This is a genomic window from Armatimonadota bacterium, from assembly GCA_023511795.1.
Lineage (GTDB): Bacteria > Armatimonadota > UBA5829 > DTJY01 > DTJY01 > JAIMAU01.
This window is the reverse complement of record JAIMAU010000013.1, coordinates 43,034-60,899: the sequence shown is the minus strand read 5'-3', so window position 1 is coordinate 60,899 and position 17,866 is coordinate 43,034. Positions and strand designations below refer to the sequence as shown.

Sequence of the window (17,866 nt, the reverse complement as noted above, 5' to 3'; positions counted from 1 at the left end):
CGAATTTTTCTCTGCAACTTACTGTGTAAAAATGAAAGATTCCAATGAAGTTACCATCGACCTTGCCTGCCAATTAGTCCAAGATGTGCCTGCAGAGATTGAATATTGTGTTGGCTATATTCCAGCTCAGCTTATTGCAGGATTCCCCTACGAAGCGGAAACTGAAAAAGGTCAGAGGAGTGGTTTTGTTCCATTTACTGCCAAGTCGGCTGACCATTTTGAATCAATGCTGGTGCCGCCATTTAACCGATTAAAGTTCGAAACACGGCTTGCAGATATAGAAATATCAGTTTCTGGCGACTGCTCAGGGTTAATTATTTTCGATGCACGACGTGACCCGCAAGTGTGGGCACGTGAGGCGCCGATATTCTGGTGTGGTATGGGACATCCCCCGGAAAAGATTGTTTATGGTAAAGAATACCATGTAGTTACAAACTTTAAGTTCGTTCCAAGGGAAATGCAAGAATGCTTCGAACTCAATCCTACTTCGGTTGAAATCAAAACAGTTAAGAATGCCAAACTTCCAAAGGAAGATTTAATCAAGATAATCCCAGAGCCAAAATACGTTGAATACAGCGACCGTGATTTTATCATTGAAGACAATGTAGCGTTTGTCTTGCCAGACAATCCCACTGCTGATGACCGCCTGAATGCAGAAATATTGAATGAGGAATTGAATGACATATACGGCGTCACGCTTCCAGTAACGACTCCATCTGAAATGAAGCCGGGGACAAAAATCATTTGCATAGGAGAGCCTGCGCGTAATCCAGCGGTAGCATATCTTTGTAAAGAAACTGGCTTGGAAGTTCCAAACTATGATGAAGGATATGCGCTTAAATCTTGTCCCCAGTTTATTGTAATTGCCGGAAAAGACACTCGCGGGACATTTTATGGTGTTCAGACCTTACTTCAACTTCTGAAACCCACTGTAACTGGGGCAGCTGTCCATGGCGCAATTGTTCGTGATTGGCCTACGATGAAGATTCGCGGAGCGCATATTTTTATGGGAGGCCAGGGAAAGCCATTTATTAAAAAGCTGATAAGGCGTATTTTCGCCCGTCATAAAATGAATTATCTCATCTTCCAAACAGACTACGTGAAGTGGGAAAGTCACCCAGAAATTTGGGTTTCATATGGTGCAAGCAAGGCAGATGTAAAAGAGGTCGTAGAATATGCAAGAATGCACCATATGGAGGTGGTTCCGCTAGTTCAATCGCTTGGCCATTCTGAATGGATGTTCGCAAATAATTCTAACCTAAACCTTGCGGAAGACCCTGAGCATCCTTATGGTTACTGCCCAAGCAAACCAGAAAGCTACAAGTTCTTGTTTGACATATACAACGAGGCAATAGAAGTATTCAAGCCAAAGGTTTTTCACATAGGCCACGACGAAATCACTATGAGAGGTCGCTTCCCACGGGATGAGATATGTTCGAGAAAAACTATATCACAGCTTTTCCTAGAAGATGTTGAAAAGCTTCGCGCATATCTCGCCGAAAGAGGTATTCGCACAATGCTTTGGGGAGATATGATGCTGCATAGTAGTGAAACTCCTTGTGCTGGCATGGCAGAATCATTGGAAGCGGCAAAGGAGCGGCGGGAAGCTCTCCCGAAGGATATCATAATTGCTGATTGGCATTACTGCACTTCGGAGGACTTTCCAAGCGTGCGGCTTTTCAAAGAAAAAGGACACGAGGTGCTTGCTTGTACCTGGTATAATCCATATAACATTCATGATTTCAGCCGTTCGGCAAAAAAAGATGGGGCAGAAGGTCTTATCCAAACCCTTTGGTCAGGGTTTAATGTTGATGAGAGATGTTTAGACGAGCAATTCCATCAGTACCATGCGTTTATATTAGCAGCCGAGTATGCTTGGAACACAGGGGAAACATCAGTAAGTGACCTACCTTATTTTTCGGGAGAAGAGTTTCTGAAACTCTGGAGACGTGAAAAAGCCGACCACTCGGCAAGCGATGGCTTTGTGGTGAATCTTTCACCGTTTGCAAATATCTTGCTAAGTAGCGATAACGAAAGTGGATGGACAGGTTATGGGCCGGATCATGATCTCAGAGAGTTGAAAACGGGGAATATCAGACTGTGCGGAATTTGCTTTGAGATACCAGAAAACAAGGCGCTTATGTTTTCTGGAGCGATGAATCCAAAAGGTTCATGGCCTTGCGGGATTCGAATACCGCTATCTAGAACTGTTGATAGTGTGGCTTTCCTTATTGCTACCGGCTGGGCAGCTGAAAAGGGCACACCTATCGGGAAAATTGTCTTTAGATACTCGAATACGGAATCTATGGTTCTTGACCTTGTGTATGGGGAAAATATCGCTGCATGGAACGACCATGGTTCAATCCCATATGCTTCGGTTGCGTGGAGGGGGAAAACCCGTGCGGGGGAAATAATAGCACTTCGTATTATTCAATGGAATAATCCTTATCCAACAAGGCCAATTCAAGCAATTGAAGTCCTATCGAATAACACAGAGGCGTGTCCGGTAGTATTTGCAATTACCGGAATCGGAGGTTAGGAATTAATCATTACCAATCTTTGCTTTAAAAACATCAAGTAAGGGATCTTTTGTTTTTTCCATCATTTTGTGCAATTCCAATCGGAGTTTGGAAAGAGTATTCTTGTAATCCTTTTCGGCGACAAGGTTTCTCTGCTCCCAAGGGTCTTTTCGAAGGTCGTAGAGCTCCTCTGGCGTACGGTAAAGAAAAAACTTAACACGCTCAGCAATTTTTTGATTGCTTGATTGCGCCATCGCCTTATATGCCAAACCGCCCATTGGCTCATTTTTGAATGTAGTTTTTCCATCCGCCCAGGCGTTGAAAATGTAGCTGAAGTTTTTAGTTCGAACACATCGCATTGGAAACATGTTGCCGGCGGAGGTACTGGTAATAAAAGTGAAAACTTTGTCCCATCCCGAAGAATATTTGCCTTCTAGCAACGAAACAAATGACCTACCATCTAATCCTTCAACTTGGTCTAATGCCAGCGCATCAAGCACTGTTGGCATAAAATCAACGCCTGAAACAAGGTCTTTATCGTTAATTGTTCCTGGCTTAATTTTTCCAGGCCAGCGCACAATAAGGGGCGTCGCAGTGCTAGTGTAGTAGCAGTTTGTTTTCGCAAATGGTTCGGAAATTCCGTTGTCGCTTAGAAAGAAAACAATAGTATTTTCTTCGAAACCGGTTTCTTTGAGTGCTCTAAGAATTTGACCAACTGTTTCATCGCATCTATGAACGGCAGTATAATACTGCGCCAGTTCTTTCCTAACATCAGGAAGGTCGCCAGGTAGGAATGGGGGGACGGTAATTTCTTTAGATTTGTAGGTTCTGCTGACTTTAGAAGCAGATTCCGCGCCAGGAAATGGTCTATGAGGGTCCATTGAGTTTGCCATAAGAAAGAATGGCTTCCCTGCGGCCTTAGCTTGTTCAAAAAAAGATTTTGATTTAACGTAGTATGCCTCTGGATCCCTACCATTGCCAAGATCTTTTGCAGGTATTTCAACATCCCAGCAAAATTTCCATTTTGGCGTAAGGTGTTCGATTTTTGCCATAATACCATTTAAATAACCAGCTTTTTGTAGATATTCCTGAAGCGTTGGGACGTTTTCATTGATCGGCTGGAATCCCAAGGCACCGTTTCTATGAGGGAATCTGCCTGTCATAAGAGCTGAACGACTGGGCTGGCAAATTGCACTTGTCACATGAGCTTGAGTGAAACGCATACCTTGCGCGGCTAATGCGTCTAGGTTGGGTGTAATATCTGGAACCTTGCAACCAGTAACGCCAAGGGAGTCAAAATTCATATCATCGGCGGTTATCAAAAGCACATTTAAACGATTGCTGCTATCTCTGGCAAAGGTTCTGGGCGCAAATGCCATTGCTGCCGACGCGCTAAGTGCTGTAATAAATTCACGCCTTGTAAATCTATCCTTCATTTCGTTCCTCACCTATCCCATGTCTAAATCATAGTATGGCATATTGTAAGTGGCAACGTCAATGCATCCGCTTGACGTCTTGAAATGCTAGGAATATCATAATTGCATATAAAAAGATTTCTGGAGGAAATATGCTCAACCAAGCGCACACATGGGCTGAAGCAGACCTTTTTCTAATGGCAGACGAAGAGATAATTGAGAAAAGCGAAAATGCCACACGCCGGCTTTGTCCTATTGAGAAACATGCCGAGCCAGTAATAGTGCCGAATAGACCTTGGGAAGGACTGGCACCAAATGGCAAGGTCGACTCACTTCAAGATCCCTTCTATGCGGTTGTTGTTTTTGACCCAATCGAAGAAGTATTCAAATGTTGGTATAATGCTTACACCCGCATCGTAAACCGTGCTAACTACTCTCCGTTTGCAAACCAAGGTTCGTCATGCTGCTACGCTGTGAGCACCGATGGCGTGCATTGGGAAAAGCCTTCTGTCCGCGAGGTACTTTTTGATAATTCTTATGATAATAACATTGTTCGTTTTATGGAGCACTCTGCAACACATGACACATGTGTGCTTGCTGAACAAGTGTGGAATGTTTTGCCTTATGGAACCCCAGATTCAGAAGACCGTTGGGTTGCAACATTATTTGCCGCTTATGACGACCCAATCTACTCTAAAGGCATTACAGTTTGCTTTAGTCAAGACGGACTTCGGTGGCGCATGCATTACCCTCCTGTACTTCCTTTAGATGGGGATTGTCACTCGCTGTCGATTGATCCAGTGAGCAAATGTTTCCTCATGACAACACGGTCCCACCAACACATGAATTTATGCCGCAGATGGGGACGCCCATGGAAGAGACATATAGCGTTAAGTAAGAGCAGAGACCTCTTTCACTGGACTCCCATGCAAACCATTCTAGAAGCTGATGAAAATGACCCAGAGGATACCCATCTATATTTAATGTACATCATCCCTTACGGCCATGCTTATCTCGGGCAACTGCTAGTTTTCAATACAAATGAGATGGTGCTCCACGAACAGCTTGCCCTTAGTCGGGATCTTGAAAAATGGCAGAGAGTAGGCGATAGGAAGCCACTGCTAGAACGAGGTCCAGAGGGAAGTTGGGACTCAAAGCATGTTGCCTTAACCAATAACCCTCCGCATCCCGAGGGCGATAAAATGCGATTTTGGTATGGTGGAGCATCGGCACCACACTACCAGGCGGGATATGGAGCACTAGGTACCGGAACCCTTCGTCGTGATGGATTTGTCTGCTGGGAGGCTGGCGAAAAGGAAGGCGTCATAACGACTATTCCTATGAAACCCATCGGGCCAACCTGGATTTTGCTAAATGTAGATGCAAGCAGGGGAGAAGTTCTAGTAGAAGTAACCGATAAGAACTTTAATCCAATCGAAGGATGTACAAAAGATGATTGCATTCCTGTCAAGGGAAATCACATACGTGCTGTCGTAAACTTTAAAGTGGAGCCTAAGGCCCTCTTTTCACGGGGAAACTTCATGCGCTTCAATCATGATGTGCGCCTCCGATTCTACTTGAGAAATGCGAAATTGTATGCGTTCAAGACGCCAAATTTGCAACCAATTTGGCGAGATTCTTAAGAGTTTCAAAAAAGAAGAATGCAATGAACAATATTGAGTTTGAAGAGCGATTATTCGAAATGCGAATGGCAGCTTACCGTCATCCGAAGATTGATATAATAAACGTAGGATTTCGACCAGTAAGCGGTAAGGTTGCCGACTTTTGCGTGATTGAAAATAATGGGCGTTATCATTTCTTCTATATTGAACGCCGGCTTCAAGAGGGAACCCCATTCTATCCTGGAAACGAAATTTATTTCGGCCACGCAAGTACTGAAGACTTTTTCAACTGGGAAGTTCATGATCCAGTTATGCTTATTCGTCCTGGGACATGGGAGGAAGCGCATGTTTGGGCGCCGTTTGTCTTCCGCTATGGCGGCTTATTTGTTATGGCGTACACGGGAGTAAACAGATATATTTCCCAAAATATTGGCTTGGCGTTTAGTAAAGACCTGTTTGAATGGGAACGCTGGGATGGTAATCCCATTTCACCGTGTAAGGACAGAGATTGGTCGTTTTGGCGTGAAGACCGCATATCTAGCTGTCGTGATCCCCACGTTTTTGAACATGATGGCAAGATATGGATGTGTTATACCGCAAATACGAGAAGAGGTGCATCCTGCATTGCTTTGACAAGTACTGATGACCTTATACATTGGGAGGATCATGGTCCTATTCTTATAGGCCCAGCTGATGGATACGAACCTAGGCTTGAAGGAGGTCACCCCCAGGGGAGCTTGGAATCAAGCAATTTGCTTATTAGAAATGATAGGTGGTTCCTTCTTGTTAATGCTGCAATTCGGGGAACGCCAATCAGATGCTGGGTCTTTGAGGGCAGTAGGATTGATTCTTTCAACTTTTCAAAGGGGAGAGAGTTTTGGCGTGGGGGTGGAGGAGTGGAAATCGTAAAAGAAAAGGGTAGCCGTGCGCTTCTCGCCAGCTTCGCATCAGGGACTATTAGATTTGGAGAGGTAGATTGGGCAGCAGAGCATCCCACAGCTAGATTTATAACAGAGGAACAGTTGAGGGGATGGCAAAAATAGGCAATTTTATGAAAAGAGGAGATTAGATTATTTATGTATAAACGAATCAGTTTGCAATTCTTGACGCTTATTGTATTGGTATCTGTCAGCGCGCTTCCTGTTTCAGCTTGGAAGGTAATTGATGCGCATTGGCGCCCAGATGCGAACCCATGGGCAAAAACACAAGTATGGGAGGGCACAATTTGGAGTGAAGGATGGTCGGAAGAGGAGCAGTTTTATCCAAAACACATGAAGCCATCGGGAAGTGTCCACGTAATACTTCGAAATAATTCGAAAACAAAGGATACTATTTGGTTGTCAAAAATTAATGATAAATCAATCGATAAACTTGTCACTAACTCACAAAAGGCAGGCAGCGTAATTTGGTACAAGGTAGAATCCCCTAAATTAATGGCTCCAAATGAATCATATTGGAAAGAAGACAAAAATTGGGATCAGCCTAAGCAGGTTGAAGTTGAATGCGGCGGCTGGGTTGAATGTATAGTGCGATTTAGAACCACTCCAAAAGGTATTGTCCGCCTTCAGTTCATTACAGGTTCACATGGCATTGTTGAAGTGCCTGTGTCAATAAAGGCTAAAAGGGCCCGCATCGAATCTATTTCATTTTCTCCAAAGATAGACAAGCTGTATGTGTACATTCGTTCGCTAGATGGCAATGCTATCAGGACAGGGATAGTAAAGCTTGATGGATATAAAGTGAATGCAAGGTGGGCCGAGGGGCCAAAATCATCCGGATTGTTGCTGGCAGAGATTGCCCTAAAACCTAGTTGGGAATATGGCTCATATCATCTTATTGAGGTTGAGGTTCCGGGTGGGTTGCAGCTGGTCCAACCTGTTCGTGCATGGGATAATTATTTTTGTATTGGCCTCTACGGCGTTTTGGATGCCGAAAGCATAAGTGATGCGAAGGCGCACGGAATAAATACTTATTTCACGTCAGGCGTTTCCCCCTTGCTTGATGAAGCCGGCCTAAACTACGTCCCCGCATACAACGTGGGCGAAGGTAGACCACGGAATGAAAACCAATCTGGCGTTCTTTTTTATCAAAATAAGGATGAGCCGGATGCGCACGATTTCTCAAGCGCCGAAAATCTGCCAGTCATGGACCGCCTTGGTGTTAATGCCAAAGCAGAGGTTTTGCCGAGATTACGCTACCAAAAAGCAAGGGATCCGCGGACACCCAACCTCTTGCTTGTAAACAATACTTACAAGCCTTTGAATTGGTTTGTATATGGCCAGATTGCTGATATTTATTGTACTGATCCATATGTGCCCTTGAATGGCAGACAACTAGATTACGTATGGAGAGCTCTTGACTGTGCCAGAGATGCGTGCACACCCAGGCCGCTAGTTTCAGTTCTCTGGGCTTGTGGACTTGCTGGGGCTCGAAAGTTTGGCCACCGTCCACCAACACCGCAGGAAGAGCGCATGATGGTATTCTATGCCATAGGATGTGGGGTTAAGGGAATTGCATACTTCATTGACTTGACTTCCGAAACTGGGGAAGGAAAGTTCACGGGGCTATCGGATATAAAACCGCTTTGGGAAGAGGTTGGTCGCACAAACAAGGATGTTCAAGCATTAGCTAAATTTCTCTCAATCGGTTGTCCAATTCCAATTTCTATTTCCGGGAATGACGTTTGGGTGCGGGCACTTCAATGTGGAAGAGATAGTTTGGTAGTTGTAGTAGTGAATACTAACCATTACATAGGTTTTGAAACGAAAAATGAATATGCATGGCATACCTCAGCCAAAAACGTTGAGCTAACAATTTCCCTGCCACCTCACTTTCGAAATTGCCATTTAGAAGAGGTAAAAGGTGGAAAATTAGTTCCTCTATCATTCGAAAAGCTTAGAGGCGCAATCAAATTTAGATTGGATATTCTTGATGATGCAAGGGCTTTTGTAATTTCAAATGGCTAAGAGCGCAGTTGACGGCTATGCTTCCAAATGGCAACAAGAATTGCCATTTTGCATAGAAGAATCCAAGTTGTTCGCAGCACCCCTACGAGACTAGCTTATCCACAAGATCTTCTAAGCTTGGAAAAAGAAGTTTTACATGCCGGCTACCGGGCATGCTTATAAAACAAATAAAACCCTCTTTTTCTGCTGTTTTAAGGAGGGAATCTATCTGAAGGCGATTCAAGAGGAATAACTTTGCAAAATCTCCGTTTTGGATGCGATCCAATGACTGAACTGCAGATGCTCCACTGTAAAGGGGTTCTTCGTATAAGCAGTAAATAAATGTCTCCAGGTGGGGAATACGGGGGCGAGGAAAGTAGCTTAAAGTATGCCGGCTCCCAATAGCAACTGAGACCGAGTCTAGTATCTCCGCCTGCTTCAAAATTCTAAGAGCAAGAGTAATCGTCTTCTCGCTTTCGAAACCCCATATCTTCTTTGCGTACTTAATTATCAAGTCCCTAGTGATAATGGAGTCAATGGGGAAGAGAGATGCCATGTTATCCATTCGAAATGTGTGCTCATCATAGTTCGCAGGCAGGCTTTGAAGCACAAAGAATGGATAAAAAATTTCCGATGCAATTGCGCTAATCAACAAATCGGTCCTGGCAGTTCTCCAAAACAAAAGGTCTTGCCTAATAGAATCATTTTTCATTCGTGAAATTAGTTTAAGAAATGCAGAAAATGGTGATTTGCCGTCTGGTGATTTAAAAAAGCGTTGTATAATTTTTAAAGCTATACGACAACGCGTTGATTCGGATTTATGAGGAAGAATCGAAGCGATTTTATCTCGCAAACCAGTAAGGCTAGAGACATTGGCAAACTTTTCAATAGCCTGGATGCTATAATCATAATATAATTCTTGACCGAATGTAGCTAACCCTTTGTATTTCACTCTGCCAGTATATCAAAAAATACACTACATCGAAAATGGCCCTCAAAGCATCTTTCCAAGTATCATAAGAATGGTCTAGAATAAATAAGATAGTGTGCAAGAAAGGAGAATGCCATTGTTTGACTTAGTAATAAAAAATGGCTTTGTGGTTGATGGTACTGGGAGGCCTGGTTTTAATGCTGATGTAGCTGTAAAAGACGGAAGGATTGCAATTGTTGGAAGCACGACTGAGTATGCGGCAAGGACGATAGATGCCGAGGGCCTAGTTGTTAGTCCTGGGTTTATAGATATTCATTCGCATACTGACGAGCTTGTTATCGCCAATCCAACGTGTGAGAGTAAACTTACTCAGGGAGTTACTACTGAAGTTTCGGGCAACTGCGGAGACTCGGCTGCTCCAAGGGGCGGCAAGCAAAATCTCGAAGAGGCTAGCAAATGGTTAGCTGAATATGGGATTAACCTGACATGGCGGAGCTTGGATGAGTACTTTAATGTTCTAGAATCAATTCAAATGGCAGTTAATTGCATAACTCTTGTAGGGAATGGAACTCTGCGCAGTGTAGTGATGGGTAATGATGACCGTACAGCTACGCCTAGTGAAATTTCTGAAATGCGCCGATTAGTTGAAGAATCAATGATAGCAGGCGCATTTGGATTGTCAAGCGGGTTGATTTACCCACCAAGTTGCTATGGCGATACTGAAGAATTGATAGAAATATGCAAGGGAGTAGCTCCATTTGGAGGGTTCTATGCTAGTCATATAAGGAATGAAAGTGAAAGACTTTGCGAAGCCGTTGAAGAAGCTATCACAATAGGAAAGGAAGCAGGTGTGGGCGTGCAAATCTCGCACCATAAAGCCTGCGGGATGCCAAATTGGGGATTGGTCAACGAAAGCCTTGCGTTGATTGATAAAGCACGTGCTGAAGGCTTGGATGTTTGGGCGGACCAGTATCCTTATGTAGCTACCTCTACAGGACTAGGAATCATGTTCCCAAAGTGGGCATATGCGGGTGGCAACCGAAGCCTAACAGAAAGACTAAGAGATGCCGATGAGAGAAGCAAAATTCGTGACGAAATGTTAAGCAATACAGATTCGGGTTGGATAAAGGATTTGTGCGGCTGGGAAGCAGTTGTAATTAGCAGTGTCCGAAAGGAATGCAACAAACACTTCGAAGGTCGAAGCATCGCTGAGATTGCGCAAGAGCAGGGGAAACATCCAGTTGATATTGCAATTGACCTAATGCTCAGTGAAAATGGCCACATTGGCATGGTACACTTCGTAATAAGTGAGGATGATGTTAAGAGAGTAATGGCACACCCAGCAGTCTTGATAGGCTCAGATGCAACAGCACGGGCAACAACCGGGCCTCTAAGCCGGGGGAAACCTCATCCAAGGGCTTTCGGCACTTTCGCGAGGGTTCTTGGTAAATATGTACGCGAGGAGAAGGTGCTTACGCTTGAACAGGCAGTGGCTAAGATGACAGGCTTGACAGCACAAAGGCTAGGCCTTGCCAATCGGGGCACAATTGCTGAAGGTTTTTGGGCTGACATAACGATATTCGATGCTGAAACGATTTTGGATACTGCAACATTTAAGGAACCGCTCACGCCGGCAATCGGTATAAAATATGTGGTTGTCAATGGTAAGGTTTGCGTTGATAACGGCCGAATAGTGGATAGTGGTCTTGGCGCAGGCCGGGTTATAAGACGTGGAAGGGATAGGTGAATAAATAATGAACCGAGGTATAATCCTTTTTTTGGCATCTGTGGCGGTACTCGGTGCGTTGGGGCTTTTTTTGCTAAAACAGGGTAGTACCTTTTTTCTGAAAAGCCCGGATGAAGTTCGGATTGCCTACGTTTCCGACGTTGGTGGGAACATAGATATCTGGACAATGAAATCCGATGGTTCCGATAAGCGCCAGGTAACCAATGATCAAGCAAACGATCGCCTACCTGTATGGTCACCGGATGGTAAAGAAATTGCTTCTATTTCTGACCGGCGGGAGAATATTTATCAGGTATTTGTCTCTGCATGGGATGGAAGCTATACAAAACAACTTACAGTGGCCACCGGTACAAAAGACTCGGTACAATGGAGTACTGATGGTTCGACGCTAGCATATATTTCCAGCGGCAGGGTTTTCACACTTCGACGTTATGGGGGAACAGAACAACAAGTTCTACCAGCGGTAGCAACAGGCGTGAATTTAGATAATACACCATATTCATTGGCATTGTGGTCTCCTCGTGACAAAAAGCTTGCTGTTATAATGAAAGCTGAGGAGGGTGAACGGGCACTAGTGCTTGAGAATTTTGACGAGAAGCCCTTTGGAATTACTGCCGCCCGGCGTTTAGGTATCGCATGGTCTCCGTCAGGAGAAATGCTTGCAGCTACGTTCATCGGACGTGGGCAAGAGAATGGAATTCTGATTGCCGATATCGCAAGAGTGTTGACGGAAGACTTGTGGAAAATAAAAGGGAATGCTGAAGGTCCGTTGTCTCCTGCTTGGTCTCCGAATGGAAAGCTCATTGCGTTCGAAATGTGGACACTTAGAGACGGATATCCAGACAAATGTAAGGGCATTTATACAATCAGTGTGGCGGGTGGAAAGCCCAAACTTATTGTTTCCGGTGATGCGCGAGAGCCCGCTTGGTCTCCGGATGGTAAGTATCTTGCGTACGTTTTGTTTCGCGCAGACGGAGGCAGAGATATTTGGCGCATAAATGCAGATGGTTCCAATCCTTTAAACCTCACAAATGGCAAAGGTGATAATTATCAGCCTTCATGGTCACCTTTACCAAAGAAGTAGAACAGCTTGGCACGCATGGAGCAGGAAAATTACATAACAGACCAGTTAATTCCGTACATTGGAAACAAGCGCAAGCTTATACGGCTAATAAAACATGCAATTGACGCTACTGGCGTTAAAAGTGGAACATTCTACGATGCCTTTGCTGGAAGTGGAGTCGTCTCAAGGCTTGCAAAGACACTTGGCTTTAGAGTCATTGCTAATGATTGGGAGCCGTATTCCTTTTATATAAACTACTGTTACATTGGCCATAACAAACCTCCTGCATTCGAGAATCTTGGTGGAATTGAGAATGCAATTCGCATTTTGAATTCGCTTCGGCCAATACAAGGTTATATTGCCTGCAATTATTGTCCCAAAGACGACGAGAATTATGACCCGGAAACCGAAAGAATGTTTTATACTCAGGAAAACGGCCGCAGAATCGATGCCATACGTGAAAAAATTGCCGAATGGCGCGCAAACAAAATCATCACAGATGGCGAGGAAGCAGTCCTCCTAGCGCCACTTATATTCCAGGCATCCTATTGTAGTAACACATCAGGAGTTTTTAAGGGTTTCCATAGGGGATGGGGTGGGGCAACTAAAACAGCCCTGTATCGCATTCGAAGTACTCTTACCCTTTCTCCACCGCTGTTTTGGGATAACGGTTGCCAAAATCTTATCTTTCAAGAGGATGCCAATGTTCTATGTGACAAGATTGAAGCTGATATAGCCTATCTAGATCCTCCATATAACCAGCACCAATATGGTGCTAATTACCACCTTTTAAATACCATAGCCCTCTGGGATAAGCCGAAAGTCACCCCAATTTTCCAATTTGGGCGTAGTGGTAATGGCAAAGCGGCAATTCGCGAAGATTGGCGTACTGTACGACGCAGTCCATACTGCTACCGCTGTTCTGCACTTCCAGCATTTTCAGACTTAGTTAATAGAACAAAAGCACGTTTCATACTGGTAAGCTATAGTACCGATGGCATAATTCCTTTTGATTCCCTTCTTGAGCTTCTTGCTGCAAGGGGTGAACTCTCTGTCGTGACACAAAGATATAAGCGGTACCGCGTAAGTAGCCAGCGTCCTTCGCCAAGATCGCATAATGTCGAGTTCGTCGCCATTGTAAATACTTCTAAGCCTGGAAACCCTTCAAATATAAAAGAGGTAAAACAAAAAGTTCTTGACGAACATATAAATAATCAAAATATGGTAAGCTAGACTTCCAACTACAAAATTAGCGGAAAGGAGTACATTATGAAAAAAGCCATGCTTTGCTTGCTTTTGTTAGTCTTGGGATGTTTAATGGTAATTAGCTATGCCAGCGCTGATAGGTTGATCTTAATACCTACAGGCAGTACCATAAGCACTGGCATAAAAGCTGAATATGCTGCAAGTGCTGAGGGTGACGACCAAAAAATTTACTGGGCGAGTATTGGCATGTCTCGATTTGAGGTTGAGGGTGCAAGGTTCCAAGATTTTCCCTCAACAGAAGAAACGGATGCTTTGAGTGCACAAGTGTGTGTAATCCCAGAAACATCGTTTACACCAGCCATAGCAATCGGAGTAAGGGATATTTCTGATGAAACAGAAGGGCTTGGGCTTCCCTACGACGGCCAATCATTCTATGCGGCCGTTTCCAAGACAGTGCCCATTACTGGGGGCATTCCTCTTATATTCCAAGATATGAAAGTTCACGGCGGCGTAGGCACCGGAAGCCTTGGCGGTGTATTCTTCGGCGTTGAGGGAACCTTGCCCATTGGTCTCCGAATCGCCGCGGAGTATGATACCGAAGAGTTTAATTGGGCTGCGATTTACAGTATAGCAGGCCCGCTGAAATTTAAAGTCTCTTCGATAAGAAACGATCTTTATTATGGTGCCTTTCTGAGCGCTTCATTTTAAAGAGAAATCAGCGCAAAATTGGATTTTTCAAGGGAGAGCTAAGGAAGTTGCTCTCCCTTGAAAGTTTTTGTGGCAGATATTAGGCAAGGCACAAAAGTATTGTGTCTTACGGAATAAAGGAATTATCGCATAATGCCGATACTTCTATTAGATATACCAGTAGAAATACCAGTACATTCCTTCGCTGATTGGCACAAGCAATTTTGGAGGTAATTAACGTTGGCAGAAGAAAATAAAATCAAATGTGATGAGAAAAATAATTCTGTATTTACCACTTGCTGGGAAGTAACCGGATGCAGTAGGTCAGACTATATTTCATGTCCAGCTTTTCAGCAGAGGAAAAACTGCTATGAACTCGACCGCGTGATTTGTTGCACAAAGCATAGGGATAACTGTGCTTCATGTCCAGTGTACATAGCAATAAACAAAGTTCCTGTTGAGAGAACCCGTGTTAGAGTCTGTACTGATCGCTTTGACATTGAAGGCGATTTGCACATGCCAGTTGGCGCACGTCTGTCAGACTATATAAATCGAACCGATAAGCCATTCTTGGTGCTTACCGATGCAGAGATTACTCAAATAGATAATCCAAATGACGCTACCCATGACTCGGTTGCCATCGTAAACAAGTCTCACATAATCCTCACCTGGCCAATTAAGGAAAACCCCCAGTCTAAAGCGGCTTAAAAAAAATATTATGGGTGCTATTTCTAATTTTTTTAGTGGTTGTGTTTAATTTTTGAAATAGAAGGGTAGAAAGCGATAAAACAGTGTGCCAGCGCTCATCTGTAACCACAGTTTTAATTAGTAAGTAGATTATTAACGCTCAAAACAAGAAAGCTGTAAACAATTAACTTGACAAAAAAAACAAAAATATGGTATCTTACCATTTAAATTACCAGTTTGCTGGAAATCTTGCATGCTATTGGCTGGTTGGCATATTTTTTGCAACACCTCAAGTTAAATAATAACTTCAGTGTGGTTGTTTTAATATAGCACAAAGGGCTAGGAAGGCTATTTGTTCCCAAAAATCTAGGTGCTCTGTTAAATGAAAATTTATGTCTTTATTGATAATTGGCAGTCATCTATATTTTTGCGTCAACAAGGAGGAGGAACGGCATGCACCTTAACCGACATTTAATTTGCTTGGCGTTATTGGTATTGTCGGCGTCTTTGGTTATGCCCGCATTATGTGCACAAGAGGAAGGCAAGCCAGTAAGAGGTATTGTAGTTGATAGATCTGAGAATATTCTGTGGCTTGGTTTGCCAGTGCAAGTTAAAAAAGGGACGGTATTTAACATCATGGTGATGCCGAACAGCAAGGTAATAGCGAAAGCTATTGTAACAGAATGCACACCGGATGAGCCTTATGTCGCAAAGGCGAAGTTCGTTTTTGAGGAAAAAGGTGCTTTCATTACAGTAGGAGCATATGCCGAGGCTGTTAGCGATGCTGCTGTTAATGACCGAGATAAAATAGATGGCTATCAGGAAGTTGAGCTTGGACCGAAGGGCGTCAATCCACTGAGTTTTTCCATAGGGGTTTTCTATCCTCTAGAAAGCAGCCTTCGCAGTGAGACGGTCAGCTTGTGGCCAGCAGTCCAGATTGGCTATCAATTAAGCAAACAAGGGAATACAGCGTTAGGTTTAAGCATCGGATACTTTCACGGCGATGGGAGCTTTACAGTAAATGAAGTAGAAGGCAGGCGTGATTTTAGGCTTGTTCCCTTGATTTTGGATGTTAAATTTTCAGAATCAGCCCAATTTAAAGGAACGCCTTACTTCAAAGCCGGCATAGGAGCTTTTTATGTCAAAGACGAGCGTTCCACAGGCAGTACTGAAGACAATTTAGACGTGGTTACTTTTGGGTGGAGACTAGGGCTCGGATACCAATCAAAGAAGGGCAGGCATGTAGAGCTAACATATACTGATGCCACAAGGTCAGATTTCAAGGGGTTAACATTTAACCTCGGCGCTAGGTTCTAAGGCTGGTGAACAAAGCATGAACTGGCGCGTCAACGCAAATATGTGGGATAAGGCAAAAAGTTTGAATTAGCGTTTTACAGAAAGGGGGTGAATGAAAATGGTTAAGAGGATGAAGGAGCTGCTCAAGGATGAAGAGGGTGCGACAATGGTCGAGTATGCCCTCATGCTGGCGCTGATTGCCGTAGCGTGCATTTTGATCATACAAGGCCTTGGCACGAAAGTAGGAAATACGTTCACTGAATGCGCAGAACAAATGCCATAAACGCTGCTATAAATAAGCAGCACCATTTTGGATTAAAGTGGACGGATTCTGCCCCGCTTCTGCGGGGCAGAATCACACTCTTTTTCTTAACTGTTCTGGGATAATATGAGCGCAAAAGTAATAGAAATGCTTCCGGTCGCCATATTGCTTTTAATGCTGGGAGCCGCTGTTTACACAGACATCCGATTGGGAAAGATATACAATAAGTTAACACTACCTTGCATGGCGCTTGGCATATTGCTTGGCGCAATGTCAAATGGGTGGATGGGTTTTCTCAGCAGTATAGGTGGAATTTTAATAATCCTTATTCCATTTTTATTATTCGCTCCTGCGGCAGGTATTGGCGGCGGCGACATTAAACTCATGATGGCTGTAGGGTCTCTGCTTGGATTCAAAGCGGCAATTTGGGCAGTGCTTATCTCGGCAGTTGTAGGGGGTGTGCTAGCAATAATAACGGTGCTTATGCACCGCAAATTACTCAGTACTACAAAAAACATTGCGAAAAGCGTTTTTCTCAGCGGAGTTCTAAAAGCACCAGCGGTTCTCACAAGAGGCTCGAAATGCTTAAAAGTTCGCTACAGCCCAGCAATAGCAATTGGTACAATTCTTACAATTATTTACCAATTTGGAAGATAAGCATCAAAAATACTTAGCGTTTGGCACAACCTATAGGCTCTGAAAATTGCATTTTGACGGTAGTCAGATGCCAAAGAAATTAGCTTTTGGTTGCTGCCGCTAAAGAAGGGAGCTTAAGCTAATGTTGGACAAAATAAAGAGTAAAGCAAAAGTCCTTGTTTTCGATGAGGATGGTCACGTGCTCATTGAATATGGAGTCGTGCTAGCGCTAATTGCTATTGCATGCATAACAATTGTTGGTGAGATAGGAAATAAGACCAATGTTCTACTAAGCAATACTGCATCAAAATATCCATAAAGGAAACAAAGTACAGACACCATCAAAAGCCTTGGGACAGGCGGTGACGAAGATATGAAAATGATGCGGCTAGGTGATAACAAAGGGGCAGCATTGGTCGAATTCGCCATAGTTGCCCTTTTGCTGTTCACAATGCTTTTAGGAATCATTGAATTTGGCATGCTAATAAAGGACTACTTCGCACTAAATCAAGCAGTTAGGGAAGGAGCAAGAAGCGCCGCCCTCCGAAGTGATGAAACTACCATTGTAAATAGGGTTAAAGGCAGTGCCCTAACGCTTGACCCATCAAGAATCAACAATGTTAACGTTTTTTACAGAGTCTACAACTCGAGTTCCAATAGTTGGGGCGATTGGATTCCAGGAACGCCTCCAGATACTATAGCTCAATATCATGTACAAGTTAGGGTTCACGCCGAGTATTCTCACAAATTGATTACAGGTCAATTCTTCTCATGGCTTGCAGATGGTGGAGATTCGATTACTGTCAGAAGTGAAATGGTGATGAGAAGGGAATAGCCGGGGAGGAGGGTA

General features: G+C 43.8%; 16 protein-coding genes. 14 read left to right on the top strand and 2 right to left on the bottom strand.

The window, feature by feature from the left end:
- Positions 1 to 2,539: beta-N-acetylhexosaminidase (locus K6T99_10455; protein MCL6520243.1), on the top strand; the 2,539-nt coding region annotated here is incomplete at its 5' end.
- A 3-nt stretch (positions 2,540 to 2,542) separates the two neighbouring features.
- Here the strand turns inward: K6T99_10455 and K6T99_10450 are convergent.
- Positions 2,543 to 3,955 carry a sulfatase gene (locus K6T99_10450; protein MCL6520242.1) on the bottom strand — a complete coding sequence of 471 codons (1,413 nt, stop codon included), beginning with the start codon at positions 3,953 to 3,955 and terminating at the stop codon, positions 2,543 to 2,545.
- Between the two features lie 131 nt (positions 3,956 to 4,086).
- Between K6T99_10450 and K6T99_10445 the strand changes: the two genes are divergently transcribed.
- Genes K6T99_10445 through K6T99_10435 form a run of 3 tightly spaced genes read left to right on the top strand, consistent with a single transcriptional unit; the run spans position 4,087 to position 8,522 of the window.
- Entirely contained in the window at positions 4,087 to 5,577 is a 1,491-nt protein-coding gene (locus tag K6T99_10445) for a hypothetical protein (protein ID MCL6520241.1), read from the top strand.
- Positions 5,578 to 5,600: 23 nt separating this feature from the next.
- Entirely contained in the window at positions 5,601 to 6,599 is a 999-nt protein-coding gene (locus tag K6T99_10440) for a hypothetical protein (GenBank protein MCL6520240.1), read from the top strand.
- 33 nt (positions 6,600 to 6,632) lie between these two features.
- Positions 6,633 to 8,522: a hypothetical protein gene (locus K6T99_10435; GenBank protein MCL6520239.1), complete on the top strand. Its 1,890-nt coding sequence runs from the start codon at positions 6,633 to 6,635 to the stop codon at positions 8,520 to 8,522.
- A gap of 82 nt (positions 8,523 to 8,604) precedes the next feature.
- Here the strand turns inward: K6T99_10435 and K6T99_10430 are convergent, their stop codons facing one another.
- A complete protein-coding gene (locus K6T99_10430; protein MCL6520238.1) occupies positions 8,605 to 9,153 on the bottom strand; it encodes a hypothetical protein in 549 nt (182 codons plus the stop codon).
- Between the two features lie 415 nt (positions 9,154 to 9,568).
- On the opposite strand from K6T99_10430, the gene K6T99_10425 reads away from it, so the two are divergent.
- From K6T99_10425 to K6T99_10380, 10 genes are all read left to right on the top strand, one after another.
- Complete coding sequence (locus tag K6T99_10425; protein MCL6520237.1) at positions 9,569 to 11,179, top strand: D-aminoacylase; 1,611 nt, start codon at positions 9,569 to 9,571, stop codon at positions 11,177 to 11,179.
- Between the two features lie 7 nt (positions 11,180 to 11,186).
- Positions 11,187 to 12,263, top strand: a complete 1,077-nt coding sequence (locus K6T99_10420) for a hypothetical protein (protein ID MCL6520236.1) — start codon at positions 11,187 to 11,189, stop codon at positions 12,261 to 12,263.
- 6 nt (positions 12,264 to 12,269) lie between these two features.
- Positions 12,270 to 13,475, top strand: coding sequence for a DNA adenine methylase (locus K6T99_10415; GenBank protein ID MCL6520235.1), 1,206 nt, complete (start codon positions 12,270 to 12,272; stop codon positions 13,473 to 13,475).
- A gap of 36 nt (positions 13,476 to 13,511) precedes the next feature.
- Positions 13,512 to 14,156: a hypothetical protein gene (locus tag K6T99_10410; protein ID MCL6520234.1), complete on the top strand. Its 645-nt coding sequence runs from the start codon at positions 13,512 to 13,514 to the stop codon at positions 14,154 to 14,156.
- 219 nt (positions 14,157 to 14,375) lie between these two features.
- Positions 14,376 to 14,843: a hypothetical protein gene (locus K6T99_10405; GenBank protein ID MCL6520233.1), complete on the top strand. Its 468-nt coding sequence runs from the start codon at positions 14,376 to 14,378 to the stop codon at positions 14,841 to 14,843.
- 432 nt (positions 14,844 to 15,275) lie between these two features.
- Positions 15,276 to 16,139 (top strand): porin family protein, encoded by an 864-nt coding sequence (locus K6T99_10400; protein ID MCL6520232.1) that lies wholly within the window; start codon positions 15,276 to 15,278, stop codon positions 16,137 to 16,139.
- A gap of 91 nt (positions 16,140 to 16,230) precedes the next feature.
- The gene (locus K6T99_10395) at positions 16,231 to 16,401 is read left to right on the top strand and encodes a Flp family type IVb pilin (GenBank protein MCL6520231.1); all 171 of its coding nucleotides are present in this window, start codon (positions 16,231 to 16,233) and stop codon (positions 16,399 to 16,401) included.
- 105 nt (positions 16,402 to 16,506) lie between these two features.
- On the top strand, positions 16,507 to 17,037 hold the full coding sequence (locus tag K6T99_10390; GenBank protein ID MCL6520230.1) for an A24 family peptidase: 531 nt from the start codon (positions 16,507 to 16,509) through the stop codon (positions 17,035 to 17,037).
- 121 nt (positions 17,038 to 17,158) lie between these two features.
- A complete protein-coding gene (locus K6T99_10385) occupies positions 17,159 to 17,335 on the top strand; it encodes a Flp family type IVb pilin (GenBank protein MCL6520229.1) in 177 nt (58 codons plus the stop codon).
- 54 nt (positions 17,336 to 17,389) lie between these two features.
- Positions 17,390 to 17,851 (top strand): pilus assembly protein, encoded by a 462-nt coding sequence (locus K6T99_10380; GenBank protein MCL6520228.1) that lies wholly within the window; start codon positions 17,390 to 17,392, stop codon positions 17,849 to 17,851.
- Positions 17,852 to 17,866: the final 15 nt, after the last annotated feature.

Excerpts from the sequence above, each read along its gene's own strand:
- K6T99_10450 (MCL6520242.1), bottom strand. The coding sequence starts at position 3,955 with ATGAAGGATAGATTTACAAGGCGTGAATTTATTACAGCACTTAGCGCG.
- K6T99_10445 (MCL6520241.1), top strand. The coding sequence starts at position 4,087 with ATGCTCAACCAAGCGCACACATGGGCTGAAGCAGACCTTTTTCTAATG.
- K6T99_10440 (MCL6520240.1), top strand. The coding sequence starts at position 5,601 with ATGAACAATATTGAGTTTGAAGAGCGATTATTCGAAATGCGAATGGCA.
- K6T99_10435 (MCL6520239.1), top strand. The coding sequence starts at position 6,633 with ATGTATAAACGAATCAGTTTGCAATTCTTGACGCTTATTGTATTGGTA.
- K6T99_10420 (MCL6520236.1), top strand. The coding sequence starts at position 11,187 with ATGAACCGAGGTATAATCCTTTTTTTGGCATCTGTGGCGGTACTCGGT.
- K6T99_10410 (MCL6520234.1), top strand. The coding sequence starts at position 13,512 with ATGAAAAAAGCCATGCTTTGCTTGCTTTTGTTAGTCTTGGGATGTTTA.
- K6T99_10400 (MCL6520232.1), top strand. The coding sequence starts at position 15,276 with ATGCACCTTAACCGACATTTAATTTGCTTGGCGTTATTGGTATTGTCG.
- K6T99_10395 (MCL6520231.1), top strand. The coding sequence starts at position 16,231 with ATGAAAATGGTTAAGAGGATGAAGGAGCTGCTCAAGGATGAAGAGGGT.
- K6T99_10390 (MCL6520230.1), top strand. The coding sequence starts at position 16,507 with ATGAGCGCAAAAGTAATAGAAATGCTTCCGGTCGCCATATTGCTTTTA.
- K6T99_10385 (MCL6520229.1), top strand. The coding sequence starts at position 17,159 with ATGTTGGACAAAATAAAGAGTAAAGCAAAAGTCCTTGTTTTCGATGAG.
- K6T99_10380 (MCL6520228.1), top strand. The coding sequence starts at position 17,390 with ATGAAAATGATGCGGCTAGGTGATAACAAAGGGGCAGCATTGGTCGAA.